25 protein-coding genes and 3 tRNA genes are annotated in these 25,988 nt (G+C 66.3%); 20 read left to right on the top strand and 8 right to left on the bottom strand.

Going from position 1 to position 25,988, the window contains the following annotated elements; genetic code table 11:
- The first annotated feature begins 8 nt into the window (after positions 1 to 8).
- The gene (gene purM, locus F8O09_RS05705; protein WP_158030689.1) at positions 9 to 1,112 is read left to right on the top strand and encodes a phosphoribosylformylglycinamidine cyclo-ligase; all 1,104 of its coding nucleotides are present in this window, start codon (positions 9 to 11) and stop codon (positions 1,110 to 1,112) included.
- A gap of 160 nt (positions 1,113 to 1,272) precedes the next feature.
- On the opposite strand, the gene F8O09_RS05700 is transcribed toward purM, so the two are convergent.
- Positions 1,273 to 1,464, bottom strand: a complete 192-nt coding sequence (locus tag F8O09_RS05700) for a DUF3073 domain-containing protein (RefSeq protein ID WP_158030690.1) — start codon at positions 1,462 to 1,464, stop codon at positions 1,273 to 1,275.
- A 188-nt stretch (positions 1,465 to 1,652) separates the two neighbouring features.
- Here F8O09_RS05700 and F8O09_RS05695 point away from each other — a divergent pair, with 188 nt between their 5' ends.
- The 3 genes from F8O09_RS05695 to F8O09_RS05685 all read left to right on the top strand — a co-directional run bounded on the left by F8O09_RS05695 (position 1,653) and on the right by F8O09_RS05685 (position 6,247).
- A complete protein-coding gene (locus F8O09_RS05695; RefSeq protein ID WP_158054235.1) occupies positions 1,653 to 4,934 on the top strand; it encodes an efflux RND transporter permease subunit in 3,282 nt (1,093 codons plus the stop codon).
- Positions 4,935 to 4,943: 9 nt separating this feature from the next.
- Complete coding sequence (locus F8O09_RS05690; RefSeq protein ID WP_158054234.1) at positions 4,944 to 5,855, top strand: neutral zinc metallopeptidase; 912 nt, start codon at positions 4,944 to 4,946, stop codon at positions 5,853 to 5,855.
- 188 nt (positions 5,856 to 6,043) lie between these two features.
- Entirely contained in the window at positions 6,044 to 6,247 is a 204-nt protein-coding gene (locus F8O09_RS05685; RefSeq protein ID WP_158030693.1) for a cold-shock protein, read from the top strand.
- Between the two features lie 72 nt (positions 6,248 to 6,319).
- On the opposite strand, the gene F8O09_RS05680 is transcribed toward F8O09_RS05685, so the two are convergent.
- The 5 genes from F8O09_RS05680 to F8O09_RS05660 form a co-directional block, all read right to left on the bottom strand.
- Positions 6,320 to 6,799 (bottom strand): MarR family winged helix-turn-helix transcriptional regulator, encoded by a 480-nt coding sequence (locus F8O09_RS05680; protein ID WP_158030694.1) that lies wholly within the window; start codon positions 6,797 to 6,799, stop codon positions 6,320 to 6,322.
- Positions 6,800 to 6,906: 107 nt separating this feature from the next.
- Positions 6,907 to 6,982 (bottom strand) — tRNA-Phe (locus F8O09_RS05675).
- Between the two features lie 67 nt (positions 6,983 to 7,049).
- Positions 7,050 to 7,123: transfer RNA gene (locus F8O09_RS05670), tRNA-Asp, on the bottom strand.
- Between the two features lie 58 nt (positions 7,124 to 7,181).
- Positions 7,182 to 7,254: transfer RNA gene (locus tag F8O09_RS05665), tRNA-Glu, on the bottom strand.
- A 109-nt stretch (positions 7,255 to 7,363) separates the two neighbouring features.
- On the bottom strand, positions 7,364 to 8,167 hold the full coding sequence (locus F8O09_RS05660) for a FadR/GntR family transcriptional regulator (protein ID WP_192497573.1): 804 nt from the start codon (positions 8,165 to 8,167) through the stop codon (positions 7,364 to 7,366).
- 127 nt (positions 8,168 to 8,294) lie between these two features.
- On the opposite strand from F8O09_RS05660, the gene F8O09_RS05655 reads away from it, so the two are divergent.
- On the top strand, positions 8,295 to 9,644 hold the full coding sequence (locus tag F8O09_RS05655; protein WP_158030696.1) for a M23 family metallopeptidase: 1,350 nt from the start codon (positions 8,295 to 8,297) through the stop codon (positions 9,642 to 9,644).
- Positions 9,645 to 9,772: 128 nt separating this feature from the next.
- Here the strand turns inward: F8O09_RS05655 and ppa are convergent, their stop codons facing one another.
- Positions 9,773 to 10,264 carry an inorganic diphosphatase gene (gene ppa / locus F8O09_RS05650; RefSeq protein ID WP_158030697.1) on the bottom strand — a complete coding sequence of 164 codons (492 nt, stop codon included), beginning with the start codon at positions 10,262 to 10,264 and terminating at the stop codon, positions 9,773 to 9,775.
- 159 nt (positions 10,265 to 10,423) lie between these two features.
- Between ppa and tilS the strand changes: the two genes are divergently transcribed.
- From tilS to F8O09_RS05575, 15 genes are all read left to right on the top strand, one after another.
- The gene (gene tilS, locus F8O09_RS05645) at positions 10,424 to 11,431 is read left to right on the top strand and encodes a tRNA lysidine(34) synthetase TilS (RefSeq protein WP_158054232.1); all 1,008 of its coding nucleotides are present in this window, start codon (positions 10,424 to 10,426) and stop codon (positions 11,429 to 11,431) included.
- Between the two features lie 57 nt (positions 11,432 to 11,488).
- On the top strand, positions 11,489 to 12,040 hold the full coding sequence (hpt, locus tag F8O09_RS05640) for a hypoxanthine phosphoribosyltransferase (protein ID WP_158030698.1): 552 nt from the start codon (positions 11,489 to 11,491) through the stop codon (positions 12,038 to 12,040).
- A gap of 161 nt (positions 12,041 to 12,201) precedes the next feature.
- Positions 12,202 to 14,202, top strand: coding sequence for an ATP-dependent zinc metalloprotease FtsH (gene ftsH / locus F8O09_RS05635; RefSeq protein ID WP_158030699.1), 2,001 nt, complete (start codon positions 12,202 to 12,204; stop codon positions 14,200 to 14,202).
- Entirely contained in the window at positions 14,202 to 14,786 is a 585-nt protein-coding gene (gene folE / locus F8O09_RS05630) for a GTP cyclohydrolase I (protein WP_158054231.1), read from the top strand. The genes ftsH and folE overlap by 1 nt, the downstream gene beginning before the upstream one ends.
- Positions 14,787 to 14,805: 19 nt before the next feature.
- The gene (gene folP, locus F8O09_RS05625; protein ID WP_158054484.1) at positions 14,806 to 15,630 is read left to right on the top strand and encodes a dihydropteroate synthase; all 825 of its coding nucleotides are present in this window, start codon (positions 14,806 to 14,808) and stop codon (positions 15,628 to 15,630) included.
- Positions 15,627 to 16,022 (top strand): dihydroneopterin aldolase, encoded by a 396-nt coding sequence (gene folB / locus F8O09_RS05620; protein WP_158054230.1) that lies wholly within the window; start codon positions 15,627 to 15,629, stop codon positions 16,020 to 16,022. Before folP ends, folB begins: the two co-directional genes overlap by 4 nt.
- Positions 16,022 to 16,531 carry a 2-amino-4-hydroxy-6-hydroxymethyldihydropteridine diphosphokinase gene (gene folK / locus F8O09_RS05615; protein ID WP_158054229.1) on the top strand — a complete coding sequence of 170 codons (510 nt, stop codon included), beginning with the start codon at positions 16,022 to 16,024 and terminating at the stop codon, positions 16,529 to 16,531. Before folB ends, folK begins: the two co-directional genes overlap by 1 nt.
- The gene (locus F8O09_RS05610) at positions 16,531 to 17,094 is read left to right on the top strand and encodes a DUF3180 domain-containing protein (protein WP_158054228.1); all 564 of its coding nucleotides are present in this window, start codon (positions 16,531 to 16,533) and stop codon (positions 17,092 to 17,094) included. Before folK ends, F8O09_RS05610 begins: the two co-directional genes overlap by 1 nt.
- Positions 17,091 to 17,819 carry a DUF2520 domain-containing protein gene (locus tag F8O09_RS05605; protein WP_192497572.1) on the top strand — a complete coding sequence of 243 codons (729 nt, stop codon included), beginning with the start codon at positions 17,091 to 17,093 and terminating at the stop codon, positions 17,817 to 17,819. The genes F8O09_RS05610 and F8O09_RS05605 overlap by 4 nt, the downstream gene beginning before the upstream one ends.
- On the top strand, positions 17,816 to 18,778 hold the full coding sequence (gene panC / locus F8O09_RS05600; protein WP_225732883.1) for a pantoate--beta-alanine ligase: 963 nt from the start codon (positions 17,816 to 17,818) through the stop codon (positions 18,776 to 18,778). Before F8O09_RS05605 ends, panC begins: the two co-directional genes overlap by 4 nt.
- Positions 18,775 to 20,331 carry a lysine--tRNA ligase gene (gene lysS / locus F8O09_RS05595; protein ID WP_158054226.1) on the top strand — a complete coding sequence of 519 codons (1,557 nt, stop codon included), beginning with the start codon at positions 18,775 to 18,777 and terminating at the stop codon, positions 20,329 to 20,331. Before panC ends, lysS begins: the two co-directional genes overlap by 4 nt.
- 10 nt (positions 20,332 to 20,341) lie before the next feature.
- Positions 20,342 to 20,629 (top strand): hypothetical protein, encoded by a 288-nt coding sequence (locus tag F8O09_RS05590; RefSeq protein ID WP_158030706.1) that lies wholly within the window; start codon positions 20,342 to 20,344, stop codon positions 20,627 to 20,629.
- 139 nt (positions 20,630 to 20,768) lie between these two features.
- Positions 20,769 to 23,267 carry an ATP-dependent Clp protease ATP-binding subunit gene (locus F8O09_RS05585; protein WP_158030707.1) on the top strand — a complete coding sequence of 833 codons (2,499 nt, stop codon included), beginning with the start codon at positions 20,769 to 20,771 and terminating at the stop codon, positions 23,265 to 23,267.
- A gap of 82 nt (positions 23,268 to 23,349) precedes the next feature.
- On the top strand, positions 23,350 to 23,913 hold the full coding sequence (locus F8O09_RS05580; RefSeq protein WP_192497571.1) for an amino-acid N-acetyltransferase: 564 nt from the start codon (positions 23,350 to 23,352) through the stop codon (positions 23,911 to 23,913).
- 9 nt (positions 23,914 to 23,922) lie between these two features.
- Entirely contained in the window at positions 23,923 to 24,585 is a 663-nt protein-coding gene (locus F8O09_RS05575; RefSeq protein WP_158054225.1) for a hypothetical protein, read from the top strand.
- 10 nt (positions 24,586 to 24,595) lie between these two features.
- Here the strand turns inward: F8O09_RS05575 and radA are convergent, their stop codons facing one another.
- Positions 24,596 to 25,963 (bottom strand): DNA repair protein RadA, encoded by a 1,368-nt coding sequence (gene radA / locus F8O09_RS05570; protein ID WP_158054224.1) that lies wholly within the window; start codon positions 25,961 to 25,963, stop codon positions 24,596 to 24,598.
- Between the last annotated feature and the right edge of the window lie 25 nt (positions 25,964 to 25,988).

Genomic DNA, 25,988 nt, shown 5'->3' with positions numbered 1-25,988 from the left:
GAGAACCTGTGAGCCTCTACGCGCAGTCCGGAGTCGACACCGAGGCCGGCGATCGCGCCGTCGAACTGATGAAGGCGGCGGTTCAGGCGACCCACGGCCCTCAGGTGATCGGCGGGGTCGGCGGCTTCGCCGGCATGTTCGACGTGTCGGCGCTGAAAGAGTTCGACCATCCCGTTCTGGCCACGTCGACTGACGGCGTCGGCACCAAGGTCGCGATCGCCCAGGCGATCGACAAGCACGACACCATCGGTCAGGATCTCGTCGGCATGGTAGTCGACGACATCGTCGTGGTCGGGGCGAAGCCGCTGTTCATGACCGACTACGTCGCCACCGGGCGGGTGATCCCCGAGCGCATCGCCGAGATCGTCGGCTCGATCGCACGCGCCTGTGCCGAGACGGGCACGTCGCTGGTCGGCGGGGAGGTCGCGGAGCATCCCGATCTGCTGGGGCCCGACGAGTACGACCTCGCGGGCGCCGCCGTGGGAGCGGTCGACTTCGAGCTGCGCCTCGACCCCTCGCGTGTGCGTTCGGGGGATGTCGTGCTCGCTCTGGCCTCGAGCGGCCTGCACTCGAACGGCTACTCGCTCGTCCGCCGTGTGCTCGCCGATGCAGAGCTTGACTACACCTCGTCGATCGCAGACTTCTCACGCTCAGTGGGCGAAGAGCTGCTGGAGCCCACGCGTCTCTACGCCGGGCCGGTGGTGAGCGTGCTCGAGAGCGCAACGACCAAGGGTGCGGTGCACATGCTCAGCCACATCACCGGTGGAGGCATCGCGGCGAACATCGCCCGGGTGCTGCCCGCCGGTCTGTGGCTCGAACTCGATCGCTCGACCTGGCAGCCGCCGCAGGTCTTCCGCGTGCTCGCCGATCTGGGAGGCTTCGCACTGGGCGAGGTCGAAGACACCTGGAACCTGGGCATCGGTATGGTGGCTTTGGTCGAGGCCGATCGCGCCGAAGCCGTGCAGCAGGCCTTCGTTCAGCAGGGCATCCCGACCTGGCAGGCCGGTGTGGTCAGCGATGCCCAGCGCGATCTGGCGGCTGACGGATTCACCGTCGGTGCGAAGGGCGTGCATGCGGGCGGTGTTCGTCTCGTCGGAGACTTCGCCAGCTGAGTCCGGGGCGAGCCGCGTGCTGTCGACGCAGCATCGCGGCTCGGTGACCGCACCGCGCCGTGTTCTGGCTGCGTTCGATGCTCAGTGTGAGTGTGAGTGTGAGTGTGAGAGAACAGGAGTGCGCGGGAGCGAGCGCAGTGCTCTGCTCAGCGCTCGGAACTCAGCGTTCGTCTTCGTCGCGCTCGTCGTCGGCGGGGTAGTGGTACTCGCTCCAGTCTTCGCTGGAGCCCTCGTCGTGATGAGCACGGCTGCGCAGCTCTCGCTCGAGAGCCTCGTAGTCAGTTGCAGGAACGTTGTATTTGAGTTCCCGGGCGACTTTGGTGTGTTTCGCCTTCTGGCGGCCGCGTCCCATGAACGAGACCTCCTGTCACTGTCATGATTCGTTAAGACGGCGCGTACGACCACTGTCACGTGGACTGCGCACATGCTGGCCGCAAGTCTATCACGGCTGTGGCCGATGCGGCCTGGCCGAACCTCTCAAACAGGTGTGAAACAATGCACCAAGCGGCCCGACTCCCGGAACCCGTCAGGTAAGGAAACATGTCACGACTGACTGCTCTCAGCATGCGTAACCGAGCGCTGATCGCGCTGATCACCATCGTGGTCGCCTTCTTCGGCGTGTTCTCGATGACCGGCGCTCGACAGGAGCTCATGCCGAGCATCGAGCTGCCCATGGTGGTCGTGCAGTCGTCGAGCCCGGGCGACGCCCCAGATGTGATCGATGCGCAGATCAGCGCACCGGTCGAAGCCGCGGTGCAGAGCGTCGAAGGCATCGAGTCGACGTCGTCGACGTCGAGCACCGGGGTTTCGATGGTGACGGCCAAGTTCGCCTTCGGCACCGATCGCGTCGGTGCCGAGCAGAAGGTGCAGCAGGCGGTCAACCGAATCTCGAGCCAGCTGCCGAAAGACCTCGATCCGATCATCGCCACCGGTTCGACAGACGATCTGCCGGTGATCATGCTCTCGGCCGCCTCGTCGCAGGTCGCGCCGGTCGACATCGCCGAGCGGCTGCGCTCCACAGTGACCAACGATCTCGAACACGTTGATGGCGTCGCCTCGGCCACGGTGGTCGGCGGGGGGGGTCGCGAGGTTCGGGTGGTGCCCGACCAGACCAAGCTGGCCCAGCACGGGCTGACCGCAGCTTCGATCTCGCAGGCGCTCGCTGCCAACGGCACCGTCGGCGGTGCCGGCAGCGTCACCGAAGGAGACCGAGATCTCTCAGTGCGCGTCGGCGACTCGTTCACCTCGACAGACGACCTGGCGGCGCTGCCGCTGCTGCCTGCCGCTGGTGGTACGAGCCAGTCTGCCGCCGGCGCTGCGAGCCAGTCTGTCAGCGCTGGTGCGAGCCAAGGTGCCGCTGCGGCCGGTGGGGCGGCGCAGCCCGCTGCGATCGCGCCCGTGCGGCTGGGAGACGTCGCACAGGTCACACTGACCGAGGCGCCGGTCACCGGCATCAGCCGAGTCGACGGTCAGCCGGCCGTGACCATTCAGGTGACGAAGCGCCCGACCGGCAACACCGTCGAGGTGTCGAAGCAGATCAACGCTCAGGTGGACGAGCTGCAGGCGAAGGTCGGCGACGACATCACCCTCTCAGTGATGTACGACCAGGCGCCGTCGATCGAGCAGTCGATCGAGTCGCTCACGACCGAGGGGCTGCTGGGGCTGGCCTTCGCGATCGTGGTCATCCTGCTCTTCCTGCTTTCGGTGCGGTCGACGCTGGTCACCGCGATCTCGATTCCGACCTCGCTGCTCGTGACGTTCATCGGCATCGAAGCGGCCGGATACTCGCTGAACGTGCTGACGCTCGGCGCGTTGACGATCGCGATCGGTCGAGTCGTCGACGACTCGATCGTGGTGATCGAGAACATCAACCGTCATCTCGCTCTCGAACGGGGCGAGCGCAAGTCGGCCGTGATCCTGCATGGTGTGCGCGAGGTGGCCGGCGCGATCACCGCATCGACGCTCACCACCGCTGCCGTGTTCCTGCCGGTCGGGTTCGTCACCGGTCTGGTCGGCGAACTCTTCAAACCGTTCGCGTTCACCGTGGTCATCGCGCTGATCGCCTCGCTGCTGGTGTCGCTGACCATCGTGCCGGTGCTGGCCTACTGGCTGCTCAGGGCACCCAAAACGTCGGATGCCTCGATGAGCGAGAGTGAAAGCGACGCGTTGCCGCGTGGGGAGTCGCGGCGTCGTCAGCGTACGCTCGGAGCCACCGACGCGCTCGCAGACGAGCCACGCACCCGCCTCCAACGCTGGTACGAACCGGTGCTGCGCGGCACGCTGCGGCATCCCGCGCTCACGCTGGTCGGGGCGGTCGTCGTCTTGGGCGTCACACTGGCGCTGACGCCGCTCATGCAGACCAACTTCATCGGCGACTCGGGGCAGAACACGGCGAGCATCTCACAGGCGCTCAGGCCGGGCACGAGCCTCGAGAGTGCGACACAGCGTGCGCTGCCGGTCGAGCAGGCGCTGCGCGACGTCGACGGCGTGCAGACCGTCTCGACCACCGTCGGCAGCTCCGGCGGCATCAGCATGGCCTCGTTCGCCGGGGGCGGTGCGGGGCAGAGCACACTGTTCCAAGTGGCGTTCGCCGACGGGGCCGATGCCGCCAAGGTGCAGCAGAAGCTGCGTGACGCGCTGAACGCCCAGCCTGACGCCGACGATCTCTCGCTGTCGACGTCGGGTGGCGCCGGAGTCTCGAACGACATCGCGATCGACGTCGAGGCGCCTGACGACCAGCGCCTTGAGGACGCTGCGAATCAGCTGGTCTCGGGAGCACGCGAAATCGACGACGTGGCCGAGGTCACGAGCAGCCTGAGCTCGACGATTGACACGCTGCATGTCGCCGTCGACCGGCAGCGTGCGGCGGAGCATGGCATGACCGAATCTCAGATCGTCCAGACCCTCGCCCCGGCGATGAACCCCCAGCAGGTTGCCAAGGTGACGATCGACTCGAAAGACGTCTCGGTGGTGGTGCGCAGCGACGAGCAGCCCAAGACCGCAGACGAACTGCGGGCGCTGCCGGTGACGACGCCCACCGGCACGGTTCGCCTCGACGCGCTCGCCGACGTGCAGACGCAGCAGGTGCCGCAGTCGATCAGCTCGGTACGGGGCAGCCGTTCGGCGACGGTGACGATCACCCCGGCAGGTGAGTCGCTCAACACCGTCTCTGCAGGCGTGACGAAGCTGCTGGACGACACCCAGCTGCCTGCGGGTGTCACAGCATCGATCGGCGGGGTGCTCAGCGATCAGGCGTCGGCGTTCAGCAGTCTGGGCCTCGCTCTGCTCGCCGCTGTGCTCATCGTCTACGTGATCATGGTGGCGACGTTCAAATCGCTGCGGCAGCCGCTGCTGCTGCTGGTCTCGATCCCGTTCGCTGCGACAGGGGCGCTTGCCGCGCTGCTGATCAGCGGCACGCCGCTGGGGGCGGCGTCTCTGGTCGGGCTGCTGATGCTTGTCGGCATCGTGGTCACCAACGCGATTGTGCTCATCGACCTGGTCAATCAGTTCAGGGCCAAGGGCGTAGGCACGCTCGAAGCGATCGTCGAGGGAGCCTCTCGGCGTCTGCGGCCGATTCTGATGACCGCTGCGGCCACGGTGTTCGCACTTGTGCCGATGGCCCTCGGAATCACAGGGCATGCCGGATTCATCTCGCAGCCGCTGGCGCTCGTGGTGATCGGCGGCCTGGTGTCGTCGACGCTGCTGACGCTCATCGTGCTGCCGGTGCTCTACTGGGCGGTCGAAGGCCACCGCGATCGTCGTGACCGGGCGCGGTCACGACGGCTGTCGGCGGAGCCCTCGACCGAGAGTGCGCCTGCCTAGACTGGTGATATGACTTTCAACCCCAACGCCAAGCTCGACCCGTCTCACGTGCGCCGATCGTCGGGCGCTCGGGGCACCGCCATCGCCGGCGGCGGCGGGCTGGTGGTTCTGCTGCTGGTGTTCGTGATCTCACAGCTGACCGGCATCGACCCGGGCACGCTCGAATCGGCCACCGGCCAGTACGGCGGCCAGATTCGCACGACTGACGGCAGTTCGGCGCCGATCGACGACTGTCTGACCGGCGCCGACGCCAACGCGCGCGACGACTGTCGCATGGTCGGTGCGGCGAGCTCCATCTCGGCGTACTGGAAAGACGAGTACCCGCAGTTGGACGTGCGTGGCACGTATCACGATCCTGACATGCAGCTCTTCTCAGGTGCGACGTCGACGGGATGCGGCAGCGCCACGTCGTCGACGGGGCCGTTCTACTGCCCGGCTGACGAGACGATCTACATCGACACGTCGTTCTTCCAGGTGCTGCGCTCGCAGTACGGCGCCAGCGGGGGATCGCTCTCTCAGCTCTACATCGTGGCGCATGAGTGGGGCCACCACATCCAGCAGCTGGGCGGCCTGCTGACCTCGCAGCGCACACAAGACGTCGGCAGAACCGGAGGGTCGGTGCGCACTGAGCTGCAGGCCGACTGCTTCGCCGGAAGCTGGGTCGGAGCGGCCTCCACGACTCGAGACGAGAACGGGCAGGCGTATCTGGAGCCACCCACCTCGGCACAGGTGGCCGATGCGCTCAACGCCGCAGCATCCGTCGGAGACGATCACATCCAGGAGCAGGCGCAAGGCCATGCCGATCCGGACTCCTGGACGCATGGATCGTCTGAGATGCGCCAGCGCTGGTTCACCACTGGCATGCAGCAGGGGCCGCAGAAGTGCCTGCAGATCTTCGATGTGCCCGACCGGCAGCTCTGAGTCAGCCGGTCACCGGACTCCGCGCGTCGACGGCGAATCCGTCTACACTTGGTCACGAGGTTTTTGTTTGATCGCCGTACCGCAGGTCGGGCTGCTCATCGCCGGCCCAACTGTTCTGTCGGAGTGCAAAGCAACACCGCACAAGTCGTCGTGAGAGTCTCGGCGCAACAGCAAGAAAGAGCAGTGATATGGCAACCGGTACCGTGAAGTGGTTCAACGCTGAAAAGGGCTACGGATTCATCTCGCCTGACGACGGCAGCGCAGACGTGTTCGCTCACTACAAGAACATTCAGTCTGAGGGCTTCCGCTCGCTCGACGAGAACCAGAAGGTCGAGTTCGATGTCGTGCAGGGCCCCAAGGGGCTGCAGGCAGAGAACATTCGCACCATCTGAGATTCGTCAGTCGGCGCTCTGAGCGCACCTGACCTGGCCCCGCACTCCGTGCGGGGCTTTTTCATGTCCAGTTCAGCGCTGCACTTCGAGCCGGTTGTCCGGGTCGAGCTTGGCGAGCAGACGAGAGCAGATCTGATCGAGCTGCACGACCTGTTCTGGTGCGAGCTGGTCGAAGACGGTCGCGCGCACGTTCTCGACATGACCGGGCGCCGAGGCGACGACTTTGTCCCAACCCGCGTCGGTCAGGCGTGCGATCGTGACACGGCGATCGGTGTCGCACGAAGAGCGCTCGACGAAGCCGCGACGCTCCAGCCGCGAGACCACATGCGAGAGCCGGGGCAGCGTGGAGTTCGTCGAGGCCGCGAGCTGCGTCATGCGCATGGCGCGATCGTCGCGTTCAGAGAGCTTGGCGAGCACCAGGTAGTCGAAGTGCGTGAGCTGCGCGTCGCGTTGCAGCTGTGAGTCGAGTGCCCCGGGCATGAGCTCGACGACGGCCTCGAAACGCATCCATGCGTTGAGCTCGATCGGGGAAAGCCAGCGAGGTTCGGTCATGTGCCGATTGTAGCAGCATAACTTGCTGCTACAACGAATTCTGGGCAGCCCGGAAAAGGATCGCACGATCAGACTGTGAAAAGGAGAATATAGGAGCAGGAGGAATGTGGTGGCTCCGACGGGCGTCGATCCCGTGACCTCACGATTTTCAGTCGTGCGCTCTACCAACTGAGCTACAGAGCCGGGGCGCGCTCACACGGCCCGATCGGTGAAAGAGCCCTTCCAAAAGGAAGGGCTCCTGTCGCCGAAGCGACCCTGACGGGACTTGAACCCGCGACCTCCGCCGTGACAGGGCGGCGCGCTAACCAACTGCGCTACAGGGCCATGCAGTGTACTGCCGATACTGCCTGTGGAACTATATCATGCTGCCGGCACCGCTTTGTGACCCCAACGGGATTCGAACCCGTGTTACCGCCGTGAAAGGGCAGTGTCCTAGGCCACTAGACGATGGGGCCGCTTGTTCTGGCGTTTCTGATGTTTCCGAACCCGCAGTACCGACGTCATACATTACGGAATTCCGACGCCGAGTGCAAAACGGATCCGTCCGCGGGGTGTGTCGCGATATCAGCGGGCGTCGTCCGGGGCGCGGAAGATGCGCACCGGCGAGAGCGAGCCGCCTCGGCGGGTGTCGATGCGCCGATACACAGCGGGGGGCTCGGCGGGCGCGGCGGCAGAGCGGCCGCCGTCGCTCTTCTCGCCGTCGCCGGGAACCACGACGAGATCTCGATCACCGTGATCGTTGGCTGCGTGGACCGCCTCGACAAGGTCGTGCTTCACCACGGCTTCGAAGATGCGTTCGTGATCGCGCAGCTTCTCGTCGGCAGGCGATGACTTGACTTTGCCGTCGCGGATGCCGAGCTTCACCGCATGTGCGAGCCCCTGATAGAGCTCGGTCAGTAGCGGGTTGCCGCTGGCCTGCACCAGCGCGACATGAAACGGCCCCGGTGGGTCGAGTGCCTCGGTGTGACCGCTTTGAACGTGTTCGCGCTCCTCCTCGAGAGCGCGGCGCAGGGCGTCGATGTGCTCGTCGCTCAGGTCGAGGGCGGCCTTTCGGGCAGCCTCGATCTCGAGAGTGCGGCGGATGCCGAGCACGTCCGAGATCTCTTTCTCTCCTAAGTAGTCGGTGAGCACGGCGCTCACCGGGCTGCTTGACCGGACGAAGGTGCCTCGGCCGGGAGCAGTCTCGAGAATGCCCAAGCTGGCCAGCGCGCGCACCGCTTCGCGGACGGTGCTGCGCCCGACACCCAACTGCTCGGTGAGCTCTGGTTCAGTGGGGATCTTGGTGCCGATCGGCCACGCTCCGCTTGTGACCTGCTCGCGAAGCCAGGAGATGACTCGCGCGGCCCGTTTCGATCCAGTGGTCGGCATGCTGCTCCTCAATAGGTTCCTGAGTAACCAGTCTAGAACCGCAGAGATTGTGCGAACGAATCGTGGTGGCCTGCGAGACGTGCACAGGTGTGCCGTGTAGTCTGGCGAAGGTCTACGTGAAGGGAGCATGATGCGCGCACTGCGTCGAGTCGTCATCGGCACGGCACTTTCCGTGGCTCTGGTCGGGGGACAGAGTCTGGTTGCCCCGGTGGCTCCGAGTCAGGCTGCGAACTATCCGTCGTGGGATGACATCAACAACGCCAAGAACAGCGAGCAGGCGAAGCAGAGCGAGATCACTCGCGTTCAGGGGCTCATCTCCGATCTCAACGGCCAGCTCGACTCCGCTCAGGCCGCCGTCGACTCCGCTCAGGCAGCGGCAGACTCCGCGCTGCAGCAGGTGGCAGACCAGCAGACGACGTATGACACGCTCCGAGTGCAGCAGCTCAATGCTCAGGCACGCGCCGACGAGTCGAAACGCGCTGCCGGGGCGAGCATCGCGCAGCTGTACCGCAGCGGCGGCAGCAACGCGAGTATGAACATCTACCTCTCCGGCGACGGTGCCGACGAAGTGCTGTATCAGCTCGGAGTGATGGGGCGATTCGGAGAGAGCAGCGACGAGACCTACCGCGGTGCGATCGCCGACGCCAAGACTGCGGATTCGCTCAAACAGCAGGCAGATGCTGCGCTGACGCAGCTGCAGGCGCTCGCCGACGACGCCGCGACAAAGGCTCAGCAGGCTCAGCAGGCTCAGCAGCAGGTCGATGCGTCGCTGCAGGAGCAGAAGGACCACGCCGCCAATCTCGCGGCTCAGCTCTCGTCGCTGCAGGGCGAGACCGCTGAGCTGCAGCAGCAGCGCGCTGCAGGCATGCAGGCCGAGGCCGAGGCTCGGGCGAAGGCGGCCGCGGCTGCTCAGGCCGCAGCGGCGGCGAAGCGCTCCGGCGGCAACGACGATGACGGGTCATACGCGCCCTCCCAGCCCAGCCGGCCGGCCTCAGGCGGTGGGGGCGGTGGCGCACCTGCTCCTGCAGTCCGCCCGGGCAGCGGAGTCGGCTACCCGATCCCGTACCTTCGTGCCTCGAGCGGCTATGGGTTCCGCGTGCACCCGATCGCCGGAGTCCGAAGGTTCCATTACGGCACCGACTACTCGGTTCCGACCGGCACTCCTGCGCTGGCCATCGCCAATGGCACGGTCACAGCGGTGACCTACGACAGTGCACGAGGCAACTACATCGACGTGCGCTACGTGATCGGCGGGCAGACGATCTACGGCCGCTATCAGCACCTGTCCCGAGCGACGGTCTCGGTCGGCCAGTCGGTCGGCAAGGGGCAGCAGATCGGGCTGACCGGCAGCACCGGTGCGTCGACCGGCCCGCACCTGCACTTCGAGATTCACATCGGCTCGATTGGCTACGGTTCGCCATACGGCGTTGGCGGGGGAAACACCGTCGACCCGGCAATCTGGCTGGCGTCTCACTGAGCGTCAGCTGACGCATCCGCGCTGTGACGCATTCGCTGCACCGCCGATCGGCAGAGACGACTCAGGGCCCGACCTCGCACGTGTGAGTTCGCACGGCGGTCGGGCCCTGGGCTTTGCGATGCAGGAGGCTACTTCGCCTCTTCTGCCTTCAGTCGATCGAAGCCCTCCTGGACCTCGCGCTCGGCGGCCTCGACGCCCTCCCAGCCGCCCAGCGTGACCTCTTTGCCCTTCTCGAGGTCTTTGTAGTGAGCGAAGAAGTGCTCGATGCGATCCTTGAGCTCCTGGGGCACATCGTCGATGTCCTGGATGTGGTCGAAACGCGGATCCTTCGGAACGGCGATGACCTTGGTGTCGATGCCCGCCTCGTCTTTCATGTTCAGCATGCCGACCGGACGAACCTTGACGCCGACACCGGGGAACACCGGGATCTCGGTGAGCACCAGCACGTCGACCGGATCGCCGTCCTGGCCGAGCGTGTTCTCGAAGAAGCCGTAGTCGGTGGGGTAGACGAAGTTGGTGAAGAGCACGCGGTCGAGAAAAACGCGGCCGGTCTCGTGGTCGACCTCGTACTTGTTGCGTGAACCAGCGGGGATCTCGATGATTGCGTCGTAGATTGCCATGGGTTGTCTCCTTGTGCGGCGTGCCCTGGTGCGCCGGCTGTCGGCGTCGGGGCGAGCGCCCGTGTCTTGCGGATGTCGAGCGGCGGCCGATGCTGCGTGCGACACCGTGACTCAGCAGTCGCTCGGCGTCGCTCCGACCCCCGCACTAGATTAGTGCACATGCCTGAACAGCGCCCCACGGAGCGTCGCCCGTCGCTTGACGCGGCCACCGCCGCGATCCGACACGATGTGCGGCGGATGCTGCAGCAGCCCGTCCCATCGGCGCCGGCCGGCATCGGGCGCGTACTGGTCGGAGTGAGCGGCGGGGCCGACTCACTGGCGCTGGCGGCGGCCGTCGCACACGTGGCGCCGCGACTGGGCATCGCCTGGGGAACGCTGACCGTCGACCACGGGCTGCAGCAGGGCAGCGCAGCCGTGGCGAGACGAACGCAGGCCGAGATGCTGGCCCTCGGAGCATCCTTCGCCCATGTGAGGCGAGTCGAGGTCGGCGACGCCGGCGGGCCCGAGGCCGCAGCCCGTCGGGCGCGGTATGCGGCGCTCGAGGGCGAGCGCGTCGCGACGCAGAGCGATCTGATCCTGCTGGCGCACACCATGGACGATCAGGCCGAGACGGTGCTGCTCGGGCTCGCCCGCGGTTCGGGCGCCGCCTCGCTGCGGGGCATGCGCCCGCTGGCGGGAAGACTGGGGCGTCCGCTGCTCGGCCTGCGTCGCGAGACCACACGTGCCTCGTGTCGGGCGCAGGGCATCGACTCATGGGACGATCCGCAGAACCACGACGCCGCGTTCGCTCGGGTGCGGGTGCGTGACCGGGTGCTGCCCGTGCTCGAACGCGAGCTCGGTCCCGGTATCGTCGCGGCGCTCGCCCGCACGGCCGACCTGCTCGCCGAAGACGCAGTCGTGCTCGATGCGCTGGCGGTCGACCGGCTGAACGCGTGCGAGCCGGGCGCGCTGCCGGTCGAGATGCTGCGCGGCCTGCCGGCCGGCCTCGCGACTCGGGTCGTCAAAGGGATGCTGGAACGAGCCACCGGGCGCGCTCCCACACGTCGACATGTGCTTGAGACGCTGCGCCTGGCGACCGAGTGGCACGGTCAGGGGCCGCTCGACGTGCCTGGCGGCCGTGTGTGGAGGGCTGAGGGCGAAGTGCGGGCGTGCGCTCGTGCGCACTAGAGTGGTGAACGGGTTCCGACCCGTTTTCCGATCACACCCCTGAGGAGTCGAACACACATGGAGCTTGCTGACATCCAGAACGATCTGAAAGAGGTTCTGCTCACCCCGGAGCAGATCAGCACGCGGGTTGCCGAGATGGCGCGCGAGATCGAAAAGGACTACCAGGGCAAGGACGTGCTGCTCGTCGGCGTGCTCAAGGGCGCGGTGATGATCATGGCCGATCTCTCCCGCGAGCTGAAGCTGCCGGTGACGATGGACTGGATGGCCGTCTCGTCATACGGTTCGGGCACGAAGTCGTCGGGTGTGGTGCGCATTCTCAAAGATCTGGACACCGACCTGCACGGCAAACACGTGCTCATCGTCGAAGACGTCATCGACTCGGGGCTCACGCTCTCGTGGCTGCAGAAGAATCTGCGCTCGCGCGGCACCGAGTCGATCGAGATCTGCGCGCTGCTGCGCAAGCCCGAGGCGCTCGCGGTCGACATCGACGTGAAGTACGTGGGCTTCGACATCCCGGTCGACTTCGTCGTCGGCTACGGCCTCGACTACGACGAGCGCTACCGCAACGTCAAAGGCGTGGGCATCCTCAAGCCCGAGGTGTACAGCTGATTCTGCGTCTGCCGTGCGCGGGCGGCTCGAACGCCGGGGTGCTCAGACGCCGACCGGGGCGAGTGCTCACAGCGAACACGCAGAACGCCGCAGAACACCTCAAGTACTATTAGGCTCTATCGCACCAACGTACGGAAGGATTCGGGGGCTGCCCGCAATCTATGAACGCTTTGAAACGGTTGACCAAGGGCCCGATCTTCTGGATTGTGGCGGCTCTCATCATCGTGCTGATCGGCATGAACATCGCCAGCATGTTCGGCGGCTATCAGAAGATCACCACCTCGCAGGGGCTCACGCTGCTGCAAGAGAACAAAGCCAGTCAGGTCGAGATCAAAGACGCGGAGCAGCGCGTCGACATGACCCTCAACGATGACTTCGAGGATCACGGCAAGAAGGTGCAGTTCTACTACGCCCAGGCCCGTGGCAGCGATGTGGTCAAGGCAGTCAACGACGCGAACCTGAGCGACGGCTACGACGACACCGTGACGCAGCCGAACATCTTCACGAACATGCTGATCACGCTGATCCCGTTCCTGCTGATCGGCGTGGTGTTCTGGTTCCTGCTCTCGCGTATGCAGGGCGGTGCCGGCGGCGGTGTGATGAACTTCGGCAAGTCGAAGGCGAAGATGGTCACCAAAGACCACCCGCAGGTCACGTTCAAAGACGTCGCCGGCGTCGACGAGGCCCTCGCCGAGCTCGAAGAGATCAAAGACTTTCTGCGTGAGCCCGAGAAGTTCCGCCGAGTCGGCGCGCGCATCCCCAAGGGCGTGCTGCTCTACGGCCCTCCCGGAACCGGTAAGACTCTGCTCGCTCGGGCCGTGGCCGGAGAGGCCGGCGTGCCGTTCTTCTCGATCTCGGGTTCTGACTTCGTCGAGATGTTCGTCGGCGTGGGCGCCTCGCGTGTGCGCGACCTGTTCGAGCAGGCCAAAGAGAACGCTCCGGCGATCATCTTCATCGACGAGATCGACGCCGTCGGACGCCATCGCGGCGCCGGCATGGGCGGAGGCCACGACGAGCGCGAACAGACGCTGAACCAGCTGCTGGTCGAGATGGACGGCTTCGATCCCAACCAGAACGTCATCCTGATCGCGGCGACGAACCGCCCGGACATCCTCGACCCCGCGCTGCTGCGCCCCGGTCGCTTCGATCGCCAGGTCTCTGTCGAGGCTCCCGACCTCGCCGGACGCAAGAAGATCCTCGAAGTGCACGCGCTGAACAAGCCGCTGGCCGACAACGTCGACCTCGGGCTGGTCGCCAAGCGCACCCCGGGCTTCACCGGTGCCGATCTCGCCAACGTGCTCAACGAGGCCGCCCTGCTCACAGCACGCTCGAATGCGCAGATCATCGACGACCGAGCCCTGGACGAGGCCATCGATCGTGTGATCGCCGGCCCGCAGAAGCGGTCACGCGTGATGCGCGACCACGAGCGTCTGGTGACCGCCTACCACGAGGGCGGTCACGCCCTGGTCGCTGCCTCGCTGAACCACACCGACCCGGTCACCAAGGTGACGATCCTGCCGCGCGGTCGCGCGCTGGGATACACCATGGTGCTGCCCATGGACGACAAGTACTCGGTCACACGCAACGAGCTGCTCGATCAGCTCTCGTACGCCATGGGCGGCCGCGTGGCCGAAGAGATCGTGTTCCACGATCCGACGAGCGGTGCCTCGAACGACATCGACAAGGCGACTGACACGGCTCGCAAGATGGTCACCGAGTACGGCATGAGCTCGAGGCTCGGCACCGTGAAACTCGGCGAGCCCGACGGCGAGGTCTTCATGGGTCGAGGCATGGGCGGTGGTCGTGAGTACTCAGACGGCGTCGCCGAACAGATCGATCTCGAGGTTCGTCAGCTGCTCGATGCGGCCAACACCGAAGCCTGGAAGGCACTGACGCAGAACCGTGCCGTGCTCGACCGCCTCGCCACCGAGCTGCTGGAGCGCGAGACGCTGAACGAGAAAGAGATCGCCGAGATCTTCGCCGATGTGCAGAAGCTGCCGGAGCGCCCGCAGTGGCTGTCGAACACCGATCGCCCGGTGTCGACCCTGCCGCCGGTCGCCGTGCCGCAGAAGGTGCAGGCCGACACCGAGCTGAGCGCTCAGAGCGATGACCAGCCGGCCGCAGACCAGCCCGGCGAAGGGCAGTCGCCCGAAGGCAAGTGATGGTCGACCAGGTCGCCGCGCAGCAGGCGGTGCGCAGCTTTCTCATCGCCGTCGGGCTGGACCCTGACGACGACGTGCTGCGCGACACGCCAGCGCGCGTCGCCAAGGCAGCCACCGAACTGTTCGCCGGTGTGTCGGCAGACCCCGCCGTGCTCTTCGAGAAGACCATCGTCGCGCAGTCGCATGATCTGGTCGCGATGACGGGCATCACCGTTCGCTCGCTGTGCGCGCATCACCTGCTGCCGATGTACGGCACGGCCTCGATCGCGTATTTGCCGGACGAGCGCATCGTCGGGCTCAGCACGCTGCCGCATCTGGTCGATCTGCTGGCCTCGCGGCCGCAGGTGCAGGAGACGCTCACCGCTCAGATCGCCGATGCGCTGATGACCGGCATCGACGCACGCGGGGTGCTCGTCACCCTGCGCCTGCACCAGGACTGCGTCAGCGCGCGCGGAGCCCGTCAGCAGGAGGCAGAGTCGGTCACTGTCGCCGCACGGGGCGAGCTCCGAGAGCCCGCAGGACAGACACAGGCGTTGGCAGCGCTGTCTGACCTGTCGACGAAAGGCCGGCGCCGTGAGGTCTGAATCGGCCCGTCCCAGAATCATGGGTGTGCTCAACGTCACTCCAGACTCGTTCAGCGACGGCGGATGCTGGCTTGATCCGACGGACGCGGTGCGCCACGGTCTCGACCTCACGGCACAGGGCGCCGACCTGATCGACGTGGGCGGAGAATCGACCCGGCCCGGCAGCCAGCGCGTGCCGGTCGAGGTCGAGCAGCAGCGCATCCTGCCAGTGGTGCGACCGCTCGTCGAGGCGGGCGTCACACTCAGCATCGACACCATGAACGCCGCGACCGCCCTGGCGACGGCTCAGGCCGGCGCCGTATACATCAACGACGTCTCGGCCGGCCTTGCCGACCCCGACATGTTCGACGCAGTCAGCGACACCGACGCCAGGCTCATCCTGTCTCACTGGCGTGGTCTGCTCAGCCCGGGGCACGCGCCCGCGCACTACGACGACGTGCTCTGCGAGGTGCTCGCCGAGCTCGAGCAGCGCGTCGAGGCGGCGCGAGCCGCGGGCATCGACGACTCGCGGCTGATTCTCGACCCGGGCCTCGGCTTCAGCAAGAACGCCGAGCACAACTGGCAGATCATCAACGGGTTCGACCGACTGCTCGCGTTCGGACTGCCTGTGATGATCGGGGCGAGCCGCAAGCGGTTCGTCGGCCGGCTGCTGCCGGCGGCGCTGCGCGAGCCGGACGCCGATCCTGCAGCGGTTCTGCGGGCCAAGGACGCCGCCACGGCTGCGATCTCGGCGCTGATGGCGCACCGCGGAGTGTGGGGGTTTCGCGTGCACGACGTCGCAGCGACGGCCGCAGCGTTGGCCGCGGCAGAGAGGTTCGAACCGACAGAGGGGGAGCACCGATGAGTGCAGAGTCAGCGCAGACGAATGCGGTGGAGTCGCCAGACCTCATCCGGCTGAGCGGCGTGCGCGCCCGCGGACGCCACGGGGTGTTTCCCGCCGAGCGCCGAGACGGGCAGTGGTTCACGGTCGATGCGGTGCTCGAAGTGTCGACACGTGCTGCAGGGCGCAGCGACCGACTCGATGACACGGTCGACTACGGGGTGGCCGCCGAGCTGATCAATGCACGCATCACCGGCGAGCCGGTCGATCTGATCGAACGCCTCGCCGAGCTGATCGCCGGCGATCTCTTGGCCCTGAGCGGGGTGCAGGCGGTCGAGGTCACGGTGCACAAGCCCCAGGCGCCGATCACCGTCGCGTTCAGCGATGTGACTCTGACCATTCGCAGGCAGCGCTGATGAACGAGAACTCGCAGCCGTCTGCGTCCCGCGCTGCGGTGATCGCGCTGGGCAGCAATCTCGGCGACACCGGAGCGACTCTGCAGGCGGCGGTGCGCGATCTCGGCGCGACGGCGGGCATCACCGTCGAACGCATGTCCCGCATCCATGAGACGGTCGCGGTCTCGCTGGACGGGCCCGATCCGTCGCGCCCGCGCTTCGCGAACGCAGTGGCGCTCATCTCGACGACACTCGAGCCACTGCCCCTGCTGCACGCACTGCAGGCGATCGAGCAGCGTCACCACCGACGCCGTGATGTGCGCTGGGGCGATCGAACGCTCGACCTCGATATCGTCGACATCCCAGGGGTGCGACTGCAGACCGCCGAGCTCACCGTGCCGCACGTACGTGCGGCCGAACGGGACTTCGTGCTCGCGCCCTGGGCCGAGATCGATCCCACGGCCACGCTCTCGGGCACGCCGATCGTCGAGCTGCTCGCCCGCGTGCGGTCTGAGGGGCAGGAGAGCTGATGGGCACCACCCGCATTCGCTCCCTGTTCTTGATCGCCGGCATCTTCGCGGCGCTGGGCTGGGCAGGCCAGGCGAGTCTCGTGCAGCTCGGCCAGCGTCAGCTGCTGCCACCGTGGACCCTTCCGGGGGCGCTGATCGTGATCGCGCTCGTCGTGTTGGGCATGGCCTGGAGAGTGCGGTCTCGCACCCGAGCCCGTGACCGCGAGCTGCGAGAGCACGGCAGCTCGAACGTCGAGGCGATCGATCCGTTCTTCGCCACGCGCGCACTGCTGCTGGCCAAAGCCAGCTCGGTGAGCGCCTCTGGTCTGAGCGGGGTGTTCGTGGGCCTGCTGATCTTCGCACTCATTCCCCCGGCGACGCCGAGTGCGAGCATCGTGCTTCCGCTGGTCGTCACAGCGGGCGCATCGCTCGTGCTCGCGATCTGCGGCGTGGTCGCCGAGCTCTGGTGTCGGCTGCCGCCGAGCGACGGCGACGACCAGGGCCGCGGAGGCACCCCGAAGTCCGGCACTCCGGCGACCGGGCCGATCGATCCGGCGCCCGCTCGCACCAGGAGCCGACTGTGAGCCAGGCGCCCAGACTCGACGTCGGTGTGGTCGGCGCAGGCGCGGTCGGCATCGCGCTGGGGCTGGCCCTGGCCGGAGCCGGCCATCGCATCGTTGCCGTCTCGACCTCGTCAGAACGGCATCGTGATCGTCTCGAGACCGCGATGCCGCAGGTGCCGGTCGTCGATGAGGCGCAGGTGATTGAACGGGCCGATCTGGTCGTGCTCGCCCTTCCCGGTGATCAGCTCGCCGTCTTCGTCGAAGGCACCGCCGCTGCGCAGCTGTGGCGTCCGGGGCAGCTCGCCCTGCACACTGCGCCGCAGTTCGGCGAACGCGTGCTCGATCCGATCGCACGGCAGGGCGTGATTCCGCTGGCGGTGAGCCCGGCGGTGCAGCTCACCGACACCGGGCTCGATGTGCAGCGGATGCACGGCGCGGCCTTCGCGGTGTCGGCACCTCCCGCGGTGGCTCCGATCGCACAGGCCCTGGTGATAGAGATGGGCGGCGAACCAGTGCCGATCAGTGACGCAGACCGCTCGGTGTATGCTGAAGCGCGTGCGGTCGCAGGCGATTTCTCGCGTGCGATCGTCGATCAGTCGACGGGTCTGCTGCGCGAGATCGGTGTGCAGAACCCTGCCAGGCTGATCCGTTCGGTGATTCAGTCATCGGTGGATGCGGCCCTCGACCGATCCCAGTGGCCAGACTCGGACCCCGGTCTGACCGACCTCCGCCCAGACGAGAGATGAGCGTTTTGTCCACGTCACCCGAAGAAGCCGGCACCTCGATCCCAGCGGATCCAGTCAGCGCCGATGCCGCCCGACCGCTCGGGCCGGTCGTGATGCACCGTCTTGCCGAGATGCATGCCTACGTCAGCGCCCTGCGCGAACAGGGGCTGACGGTCGGGCTCGTACCGACCATGGGTGCGCTCCACGCGGGTCACCTCTCACTCGTCGATGCTCTGCAGCAGGAGGTCGACACGGTGATCGTGTCGATCTTCGTCAACCCCACGCAGTTCGCACCGGGGGATGACTACGACTCCTATCCGCGCACGCTGGATGCCGATGTCGAGCTGCTCGCCACCGTCGGAGTCGACGCGGTGTTCGCCCCCACGCCCGCCGAGATGTACCCGCAGGGCGAGCTGCGCACCAGCATCCTGCCTGGTCTGCCGGGACGCTATTTCGAAGGCAAGACGCGACCGACGCACTTCGCCGGTGCACTGACGGTGGTCAACAAGCTGCTGAACATCGTGCAGCCCGATGTGGCCGCCTTCGGCGAGAAGGACTTTCAGCAGCTCGTGCTGGTCACGAACATGGTCGCCGACCTCAACCTGCCCGTGCGCATTCTGCCGGTGCCGATTCGTCGTGACACCGACGGTCTGGCGCTGTCGAGTCGCAACGCCCGGCTCAGCGAGACAGAGCGTGTCACGGCGCTGTTTCTCTCGAAGGCCGTGCTCGCCGTGCAGCGACAGTGCGTCGACGGGGCTCTGCCGAGCGAGGCAAAGCGCGTCGGTCTCTCTCTGCTCGAGGCACAGCCGGGCATCGAGGTCGACTATCTCGAGATCGTGGAACCACAGACTTTCGTGCCGGTCGCAGACGATGTCGCCGGCGCCGCCAGAGTGATTCTGGCCGCACGCGTCGGCCAGGTGAGACTCATCGACAACGCTGCGGTAGAGATCGCCGGGCCATCAACGGAGGAGAACGCATGACCGAACACGATGTGACCGGCGAGCAGGGGCTCAGCGCCGAACAGCAGTTGGCGGCTGACTCGAACGAGCAGCGCGAGGTGCGTCTGGCCAAGCGCGATCGTCTGCTGGCCGAGGGCGACGCCTACCCGGTGAGTGTGCCGGTGACCACGAGCATCCATGCCGTCCGCGACCGTCATGCCGGTCTCGAGGCCGGTGAAGAGACGGATGACATCGTCGGCATCGCCGGCCGCGTCGTCCACGTGCGCAACACCGGGCGTCTGTGCTTCGTGGCGCTGCAGGCGGGCGACGGGGAGCGCATCCAGGCGATGCTCAGCCAGGGTGAGGTGGGCAAAGAGTCACTCACCGCGTTCAAAGAGCTGGTCGATCTCGGCGATCACCTCTTCGTGCACGGCAGGGTGATCGCGTCGAAGCGCGGCGAGCTGTCGGTCTTCGTCGACCGCTGGCAGATCGCCTCGAAGGCGATCCGCCCGCTGCCGAATCTGCACAGCGAGCTCGGCGAAGAGTTCCGCGTGCGCAACCGCTACCTCGATCTGATCGCGCGTGACGCGGCCCGCGAGATGGTGCTCACCCGCGCGCACACCAATGCCTCGCTGCGTCATACCTTTGCCGAGCACGGTTTCGTCGAGGTCGAGACGCCGATGCTGCAGACAGTGCACGGCGGTGCCTCGGCGCGTCCGTTCGTCACGCATTCGAACGCCTTCGACATGGATCTCTATCTGCGCATCGCCCCCGAGCTCTTTCTCAAGCGCGCCCTGGTGGGCGGCATCGATCGCGTGTTCGAGATCAACCGCAACTTCCGCAACGAGGGCGCCGATTCGACGCACAGCCCCGAGTTCGCGATGCTGGAGGCCTACGAGGCCTACGGCGACTACAACAGCATCGCCGATCTGACACAGGAGCTGATTCAGAACGCGGCGAAGGCATCCAGCCCGACCGGCGACGAGACGGTGGTCTGGAGCGACGGCACGGCGCACGACTACTCGGGTGACTGGGATCGCATCGACCTGTACGGCTCGCTCAACGAGCAGCTCGCCGCTCAGTGGGCCGGCACCGGCAGCGCTCCGCAGATCACGGTCGAGACCTCGGTCGCCGAGCTGTCGTCGCTGGCCGACGCCGTGGGCATCACGCTCGATCCGAAGACCGCCACGCACGGCAAGTTCGTCGAAGAGCTCTGGGAGCACTACGTGAAGCCGGGGCTGACGCGTCCGACGTTCGTGATGGACTTTCCGCTCGACACCAGCCCGCTCACGCGCGCACACCGCTCGAAGCCCGGCGTCGTCGAGAAGTGGGATCTCTACGTGCGCGGGTTCGAACTCGCCACCGGCTACTCCGAGCTCGCCGATCCGGTGATTCAGCGACAGCGCTTCGTCGAGCAGTCCCTGCTGGCCGCCGCCGGTGACCCCGAGGCGATGCAGGTCGACGAAGACTTCCTGACCGCCATGGAGTACGGCATGCCGCCTGCAGGCGGCATGGGCATGGGCATCGATCGCCTGCTGATGGCCCTGACCGGCCTCGGCATCCGCGAGACGGTGCTGTTCCCGCTGGTGCGATAAAGGGGATGCGATGAGTGCGCAGGAATGGATGACGGCGGCCCTGTGGGCGATCACACCCACGGCGCTGGTCGGCGTGCTGTTCTGGTACACGTTTCGGTCGGTGCTGCGGGCCGACCGCACTGAGCGCAAGGTGCGCAAGAGCGTGGAACAGCAGGAAGAGGCCCGGTTCGCCGAGCGCTATGGTGCGCTCCCGGACAGCGATCGGCAGGCGAACGCAGTCGCGCGCCCCGCTTCGTCGGCTGACGCACAGGCTCGGCCGAAGCATCCGTCTGACGCAGACGCAGCCACCGACCGCTGATCTGACCCCTCTCGTCGCCGAGCAGGACGCGAGCGGAGACGCAGCCGCCGGTGTGCGCTTAGCCCACGGCGAACACGCCCCGATCTGCGGCAGGTTTCTGGTTTGATGTTCATAACCGGCAAACCGCGAAGGAGATGCCATGTTCGAACGTTTCACCGACCGCGCCCGCCGCGTGGTGGTCTTGGCCCAGGAAGAGGCCAAGATGCTCAACCACAATTACATCGGCTCGGAGCACCTGCTGCTCGGGCTGCTGCACGAGGGCGAGGGTGTCGCAGCCAAGTCGCTGGAGCAGGTCGGCGTCACGCTCGACGAAGCTCGTGAGCAGGTCGAAGACATCATCGGCGTCGGCCAGCAGCCTCCGACGGGGCACATTCCGTTCACCCCGCGTGGCAAGAAGGTGCTCGAGCTCTCGTTCCGCGAGGCCCTGCAGCTCGGCCACAACTACGTCGGCACCGAGCACATCCTGCTCGGGCTGATCCGCGAGGGCGAGGGCGTCGCCGTCCAGGTGCTCGTCAAACTCGGCGTCGATCTGACGCAGCTGCGTCAGATCGTCGTGCAGCAGCTTGCGGGCTACCAGAACGGCAAAGACGCGCAGCTCGCCGGCGTGGGCGCCGAAGGAGGCACACAGGCCAAGGGCTCGCAGGTGCTCGACCAGTTCGGCGAGAACCTCACTCAGAAGGCCCGCGACGGCAAGCTCGACCCGGTCATCGGGCGTGAGCGCGAGATCGAGCGCGTGATGCAGGTGCTCAGCCGCCGCACCAAGAACAACCCAGTGCTCATCGGCGAGCCGGGCGTCGGAAAGACCTCGGTCGTCGAGGGGCTCGCACAGGCCATCGTCTCGGGCGAAGTGCCCGAGACGCTGAAAGACAAGCAGCTCTACACCCTCGACCTCTCGGCGCTGATCGCGGGTTCGCGCTATCGCGGCGATTTCGAAGAGCGACTGCGCAAGGTGCTCAAAGAGATCAAGAACCGCGGCGACATCATCATCTTCATCGACGAGATTCACACGCTCGTCGGCGCTGGTGCCGCAGAGGGAGCGATCGACGCCGCCAGCATCCTCAAGCCGATGCTCGCCCGCGGCGAGCTGCAGACCATCGGAGCCACCACCACTGACGAGTACCGCAAGTACTTCGAGAAAGACGCCGCTCTCGAGCGCCGTTTCCAGTCGGTGCAGGTGCGCGAGCCGAGCCTGCAGCACTCGATCCAGATTCTGAAGGGGCTGCGCGAGCGCTACGAGAAGCACCACAAGGTGAAGATCACCGACGGTGCGATCGTTGCCGCGGTGAATCTCTCGGCCCGATACATCCAAGATCGGCACCTGCCTGACAAGGCCATCGACCTGATCGATGAGGCCGGTGCTCGTCTGCGCCTCAGCGTGCTCTCCGCTCCGCCGCAGCTGCGCGAGTTCGACGAGAAGATCACCGAAGTGCGCGCTGCCAAAGAGCAGGCCATCGAAGACCAAGACTTCGAGAAGGCCGCCAGCCTGCGCGACCAGGAGAAGAAGCTGCTCGGCGAGCGGCTGAAGTCTGAGAAGGAATGGCGCAAGGGCGACAAAGAGGTGCACGCCGAGGTCGACGAAGGGCTCATCGCCGAGGTGCTGGCTCAGGCCACCGGCATCCCCGTCTTCAAACTCACCGAAGAGGAGTCGTCGCGACTGCTCTTCATGGAAGAGGAGCTCGGCCAGCGCGTCATCGGGCAGAAAGAGGCCATCAAGGCGCTCTCTCGCAGCATCCGCCGCACGCGCGCCGGTCTGAAAGATCCGAAGCGCCCCAGCGGGTCGTTCATCTTCGCCGGGCCCACCGGCGTCGGCAAGACCGAGCTGGCCAAGGCGCTCGCGAAGTTCCTGTTCGACGACGAAGACGCGCTCATCTCTCTCGATATGTCCGAGTTCGGCGAGAAGCACACGGTCTCACGCCTGTTCGGCGCCCCTCCGGGCTTCGTGGGGTTCGAAGAGGGCGGGCAGCTCACCGAGAAGGTGCGACGCAACCCGTTCAGCGTCGTGCTGTTCGACGAGATCGAGAAGGCGCACCCCGACATCTTCAACTCGCTGCTGCAGATTCTCGAAGAGGGCCGCCTGACCGATGGTCAGGGCCGCAGTGTCGACTTCAAGAACACCGTCATCATCATGACGACCAACTTGGGGTCGAAAGAGATCTCGGGCGGGCCGGTGGGCTTCCAGGTCGAGAACGACCAGACCGTCAGCTACGAGATGATGAAGGGCAAGGTCAACGACGAGCTGAAGAAGCACTTCAAGCCCGAGTTCCTGAACCGCGTCGACGACATCATCGTCTTCCCCGCCCTCGACAAAGAAGAGCTGCTGCAGATCGTCGATCTGTTCGTCAAGCGTCTCAACGATCGACTCTACGATCGTGACCTGCGCCTCGAGCTCAGCGTCTCGGCCAAAGAGAAGCTCATCGAGATCGGCTACGACCCCACCCTCGGTGCGCGCCCGCTGCGTCGCGCCATCTCGGTGCAGATCGAAGACCAGCTGTCTGAACGAATTCTGCGCGGCGAGATCTCGGCCGGGCAGAAGATCGACGTCGACGTCGACGACAAGAACGACTTCACATTCACGGTCGTCGATGGCGAAGGGCCTGAGCCGGAGCAGGGCAAGATCGCTGCGACACAGGTGCTCTAGACGCACGATGCCGAGTCTCTGAGACGGGACGCGGTGCTGCAGAACAGAGGCGCCATGCCCGCCAGGGGTTATTCTGGGGGGCATGGCTCTTTTGATTCGCTCCGCCCGCACCAGTGACATTCAGGCCATTCGCGACCTGATCACTCCGTACGTCGAGGAACGCGTACTGCTCGGCAAAGAGCTGGTGGTGCTCTACGAGGCGACGCAGGAGTTTCTGGTCGCCGAGCTCGACGGCCGCGTCGTCGGCGCGGGCGCTCTGCACATCTTCTGGGAGGATCTCGCCGAGATTCGCACCCTCGTCGTCGACCGCACCGCGCAGGGGCACGGCATCGGACACAAGCTGGTGTCAGCGCTCATCGAGCGCGGCCGCACGATCGGGGTGTGGCGCATCTTCTGCCTGACCTTCGAGGTCGACTTCTTCACTCGCAGCGGCTTCACCCGCATGCTCGATCCTGGAATCGACCCCGACACCTATGTCGAGCTCGTGCGGTCACCCGACGAAGGCGTGGCAGAGTTCCTCGAGCTGCAGCGTGTGAAGCAGAACACCTTGGGCAACACCCGCATGATCCTGCACCTCGACCATGACTCGTCGAACGGCGATGAGTCGGCCCGGCAAGGGCGATTCGACGACCCGGCCGATCGGTAGTCTGGAACCATGCATGCCACGTCGAAACGTCCTTCCCCCGCGGTCTATCGTCGCAGGCGTCTCGCAGCACTCGTTCTGCTGGTCGTCATCGTTCTGATTGTCGTCTGGGCGGTGAGCTGCGCCACGAGCAGCAGGAAAGGCAGCAGCGAAGCCGACTCTGCTGCACAGACCTCGCAGACGAGCGAGCCGCAGAGCACAGGATCTGCAGACCCCACGAGCGACGACGCAGCGAAGAGCGAACCTGCTGCCTCGGCCACGCCGTCGGCAGATCCGGGCTCGGTGCCGACCTGTGACCCCGGCGAACTCTCGGTGAGCGTGAAGACCGAGAAGGGCCAGTACTCGTTCTCACAGCAGCCGGTCTTCGTGTACGAAGTCTCGAACATCACATCCGCGCCGTGTTCGGCCAACGTCGGCACGTCGCAGCAGGAGCTGGTCGTGGGCTCCGGGCCGGCCGAGATCTGGAAGTCGACGCCGTGCATCGCGAATCCCTCCGACGCCATGAACGTGCTGGAACCCGGAAAACCGCTGACCGGAACGGTCTCGTGGGACCTCTCGATGAACGACGGCTCGACCTGCTCGAAAGATCGTCACGCGTCAGTGGCCGGCACCTACTGGGTGCAGGCCACGATCGTCGGCCGGTCGTCTGAGCAGTACTCGTTCGTCATGCAGTAGCCGCACGGCATCACGCTCTGCGGGGCTGCAGCGCTCTCGCCAGTGCCTCGTGCAGGCTTGAGACGCTGCGATCGTCGAGATGGGTGGCGTATCCGAGGCGCACGGCCTCGTCGGCGCGCTGGGCCGACTGGGCGGCGCGGCGCACCTGACCGGCGAGGCTGATCTCGCCGTAGGCGACGGTGTGCTCGTCGATCGCACGCCCGGTGGCAGCGGATGCGATGGCCAGTGCGATGGGCAGGTCGGCGGCCGGGTCGGTCACCTTCACCCCGCCCACAGTTGAGACGTAGACCTCCATATTGCTCACGGTGATGCCTGCGCGACGCTCGAGGACGGCGATCAGCATCGAGACGCGCGATGAGTCGAGCCCGTTGGTGACCCGACGCGGCTGCGGCGCGGTCGACGTCACGACGAGTGCCTGAATCTCGACCGGCAGCGCACGGCGACCCTCCATCGCGATGGTGACGATCGTGCCCGGCACGTCGCTGCCTCGGGTGAGGAACAGCCCTGAGGGGTCGGGCACCTCACGGATGCCTTCGCCTCCCATCTCGAAGCAGCCCACCTCGTCGATCGAACCGAAACGGTTCTTGTGCGCACGCAGAAATCGCAGTGAGGTCTGGGGGTCGCCCTCGAACTGGCAGACGACGTCGACGAGATGCTCGAGCAGGCGCGGGCCGGCGATCGAACCGTCTTTGGTGACGTGGCCGACGAGCAGCAGCGGGATGCCCCACTGCTTCGCCGCGCGGGTCAGGGTGTGCGCGACGGCTCGCACCTGAGCCGTGCCGCCAGGGATGCCTTCGATGCTCGCATCGGTGATCGTCTGCACCGAGTCGACGATGACCAGTGACGGCTGTGCCGCCTCGACCTGCGCGAGCGCGGCGGTGAGATCGGTCTCGGCGGCGAGCAGCAGATGCTCGTGCACGGCTCCGGTGCGTTCGGCACGCAGACGCACCTGCCCGGTGGACTCCTCGGCGGTCAGATAGAGCACAGTTCGCTCTTCGGCCGCCCAGCGTGCGGCGACTTCGAGCAGCAGGGTCGACTTGCCGACGCCGGGCTCACCGCTGAGCAGAATGGCCGCACCCGGGACGATGCCGCCGCCGAGCACACGGTCGAGCTCGCCGATGCCGGTCGGCACGTGTGTGGCGTCATGCGACGAGAGCTCGGTGATCGGCCGGGCAAGGCGGTCTGCATCGAGCGTCGGCAGCGCGCCCAACGCATCGACCATCTGCACCGACCCGCGGCGGCCGCTGACGATGCCGGTCTGCGTGCCGACCTCGACGACGGTGCCCCAAGCCTGGCATTCGGGGCACCGGCCGACCCACTTCGACGCCTTGAAGCCGCACTCTGTGCAGTGGTACGGAGCAATTGTGTTCTTCGCCATGCGTCCACAGTAGGCGACCCCACTG

The organism is Pseudoclavibacter sp. CFCC 11306, assembly GCF_008831235.1.
In the GTDB taxonomy this organism is placed as follows: domain Bacteria; phylum Actinomycetota; class Actinomycetes; order Actinomycetales; family Microbacteriaceae; genus Pseudoclavibacter_A.
The sequence above is the reverse complement of the archived record's forward strand: the minus strand, read 5'-3'. Positions and strand labels throughout refer to the sequence as shown.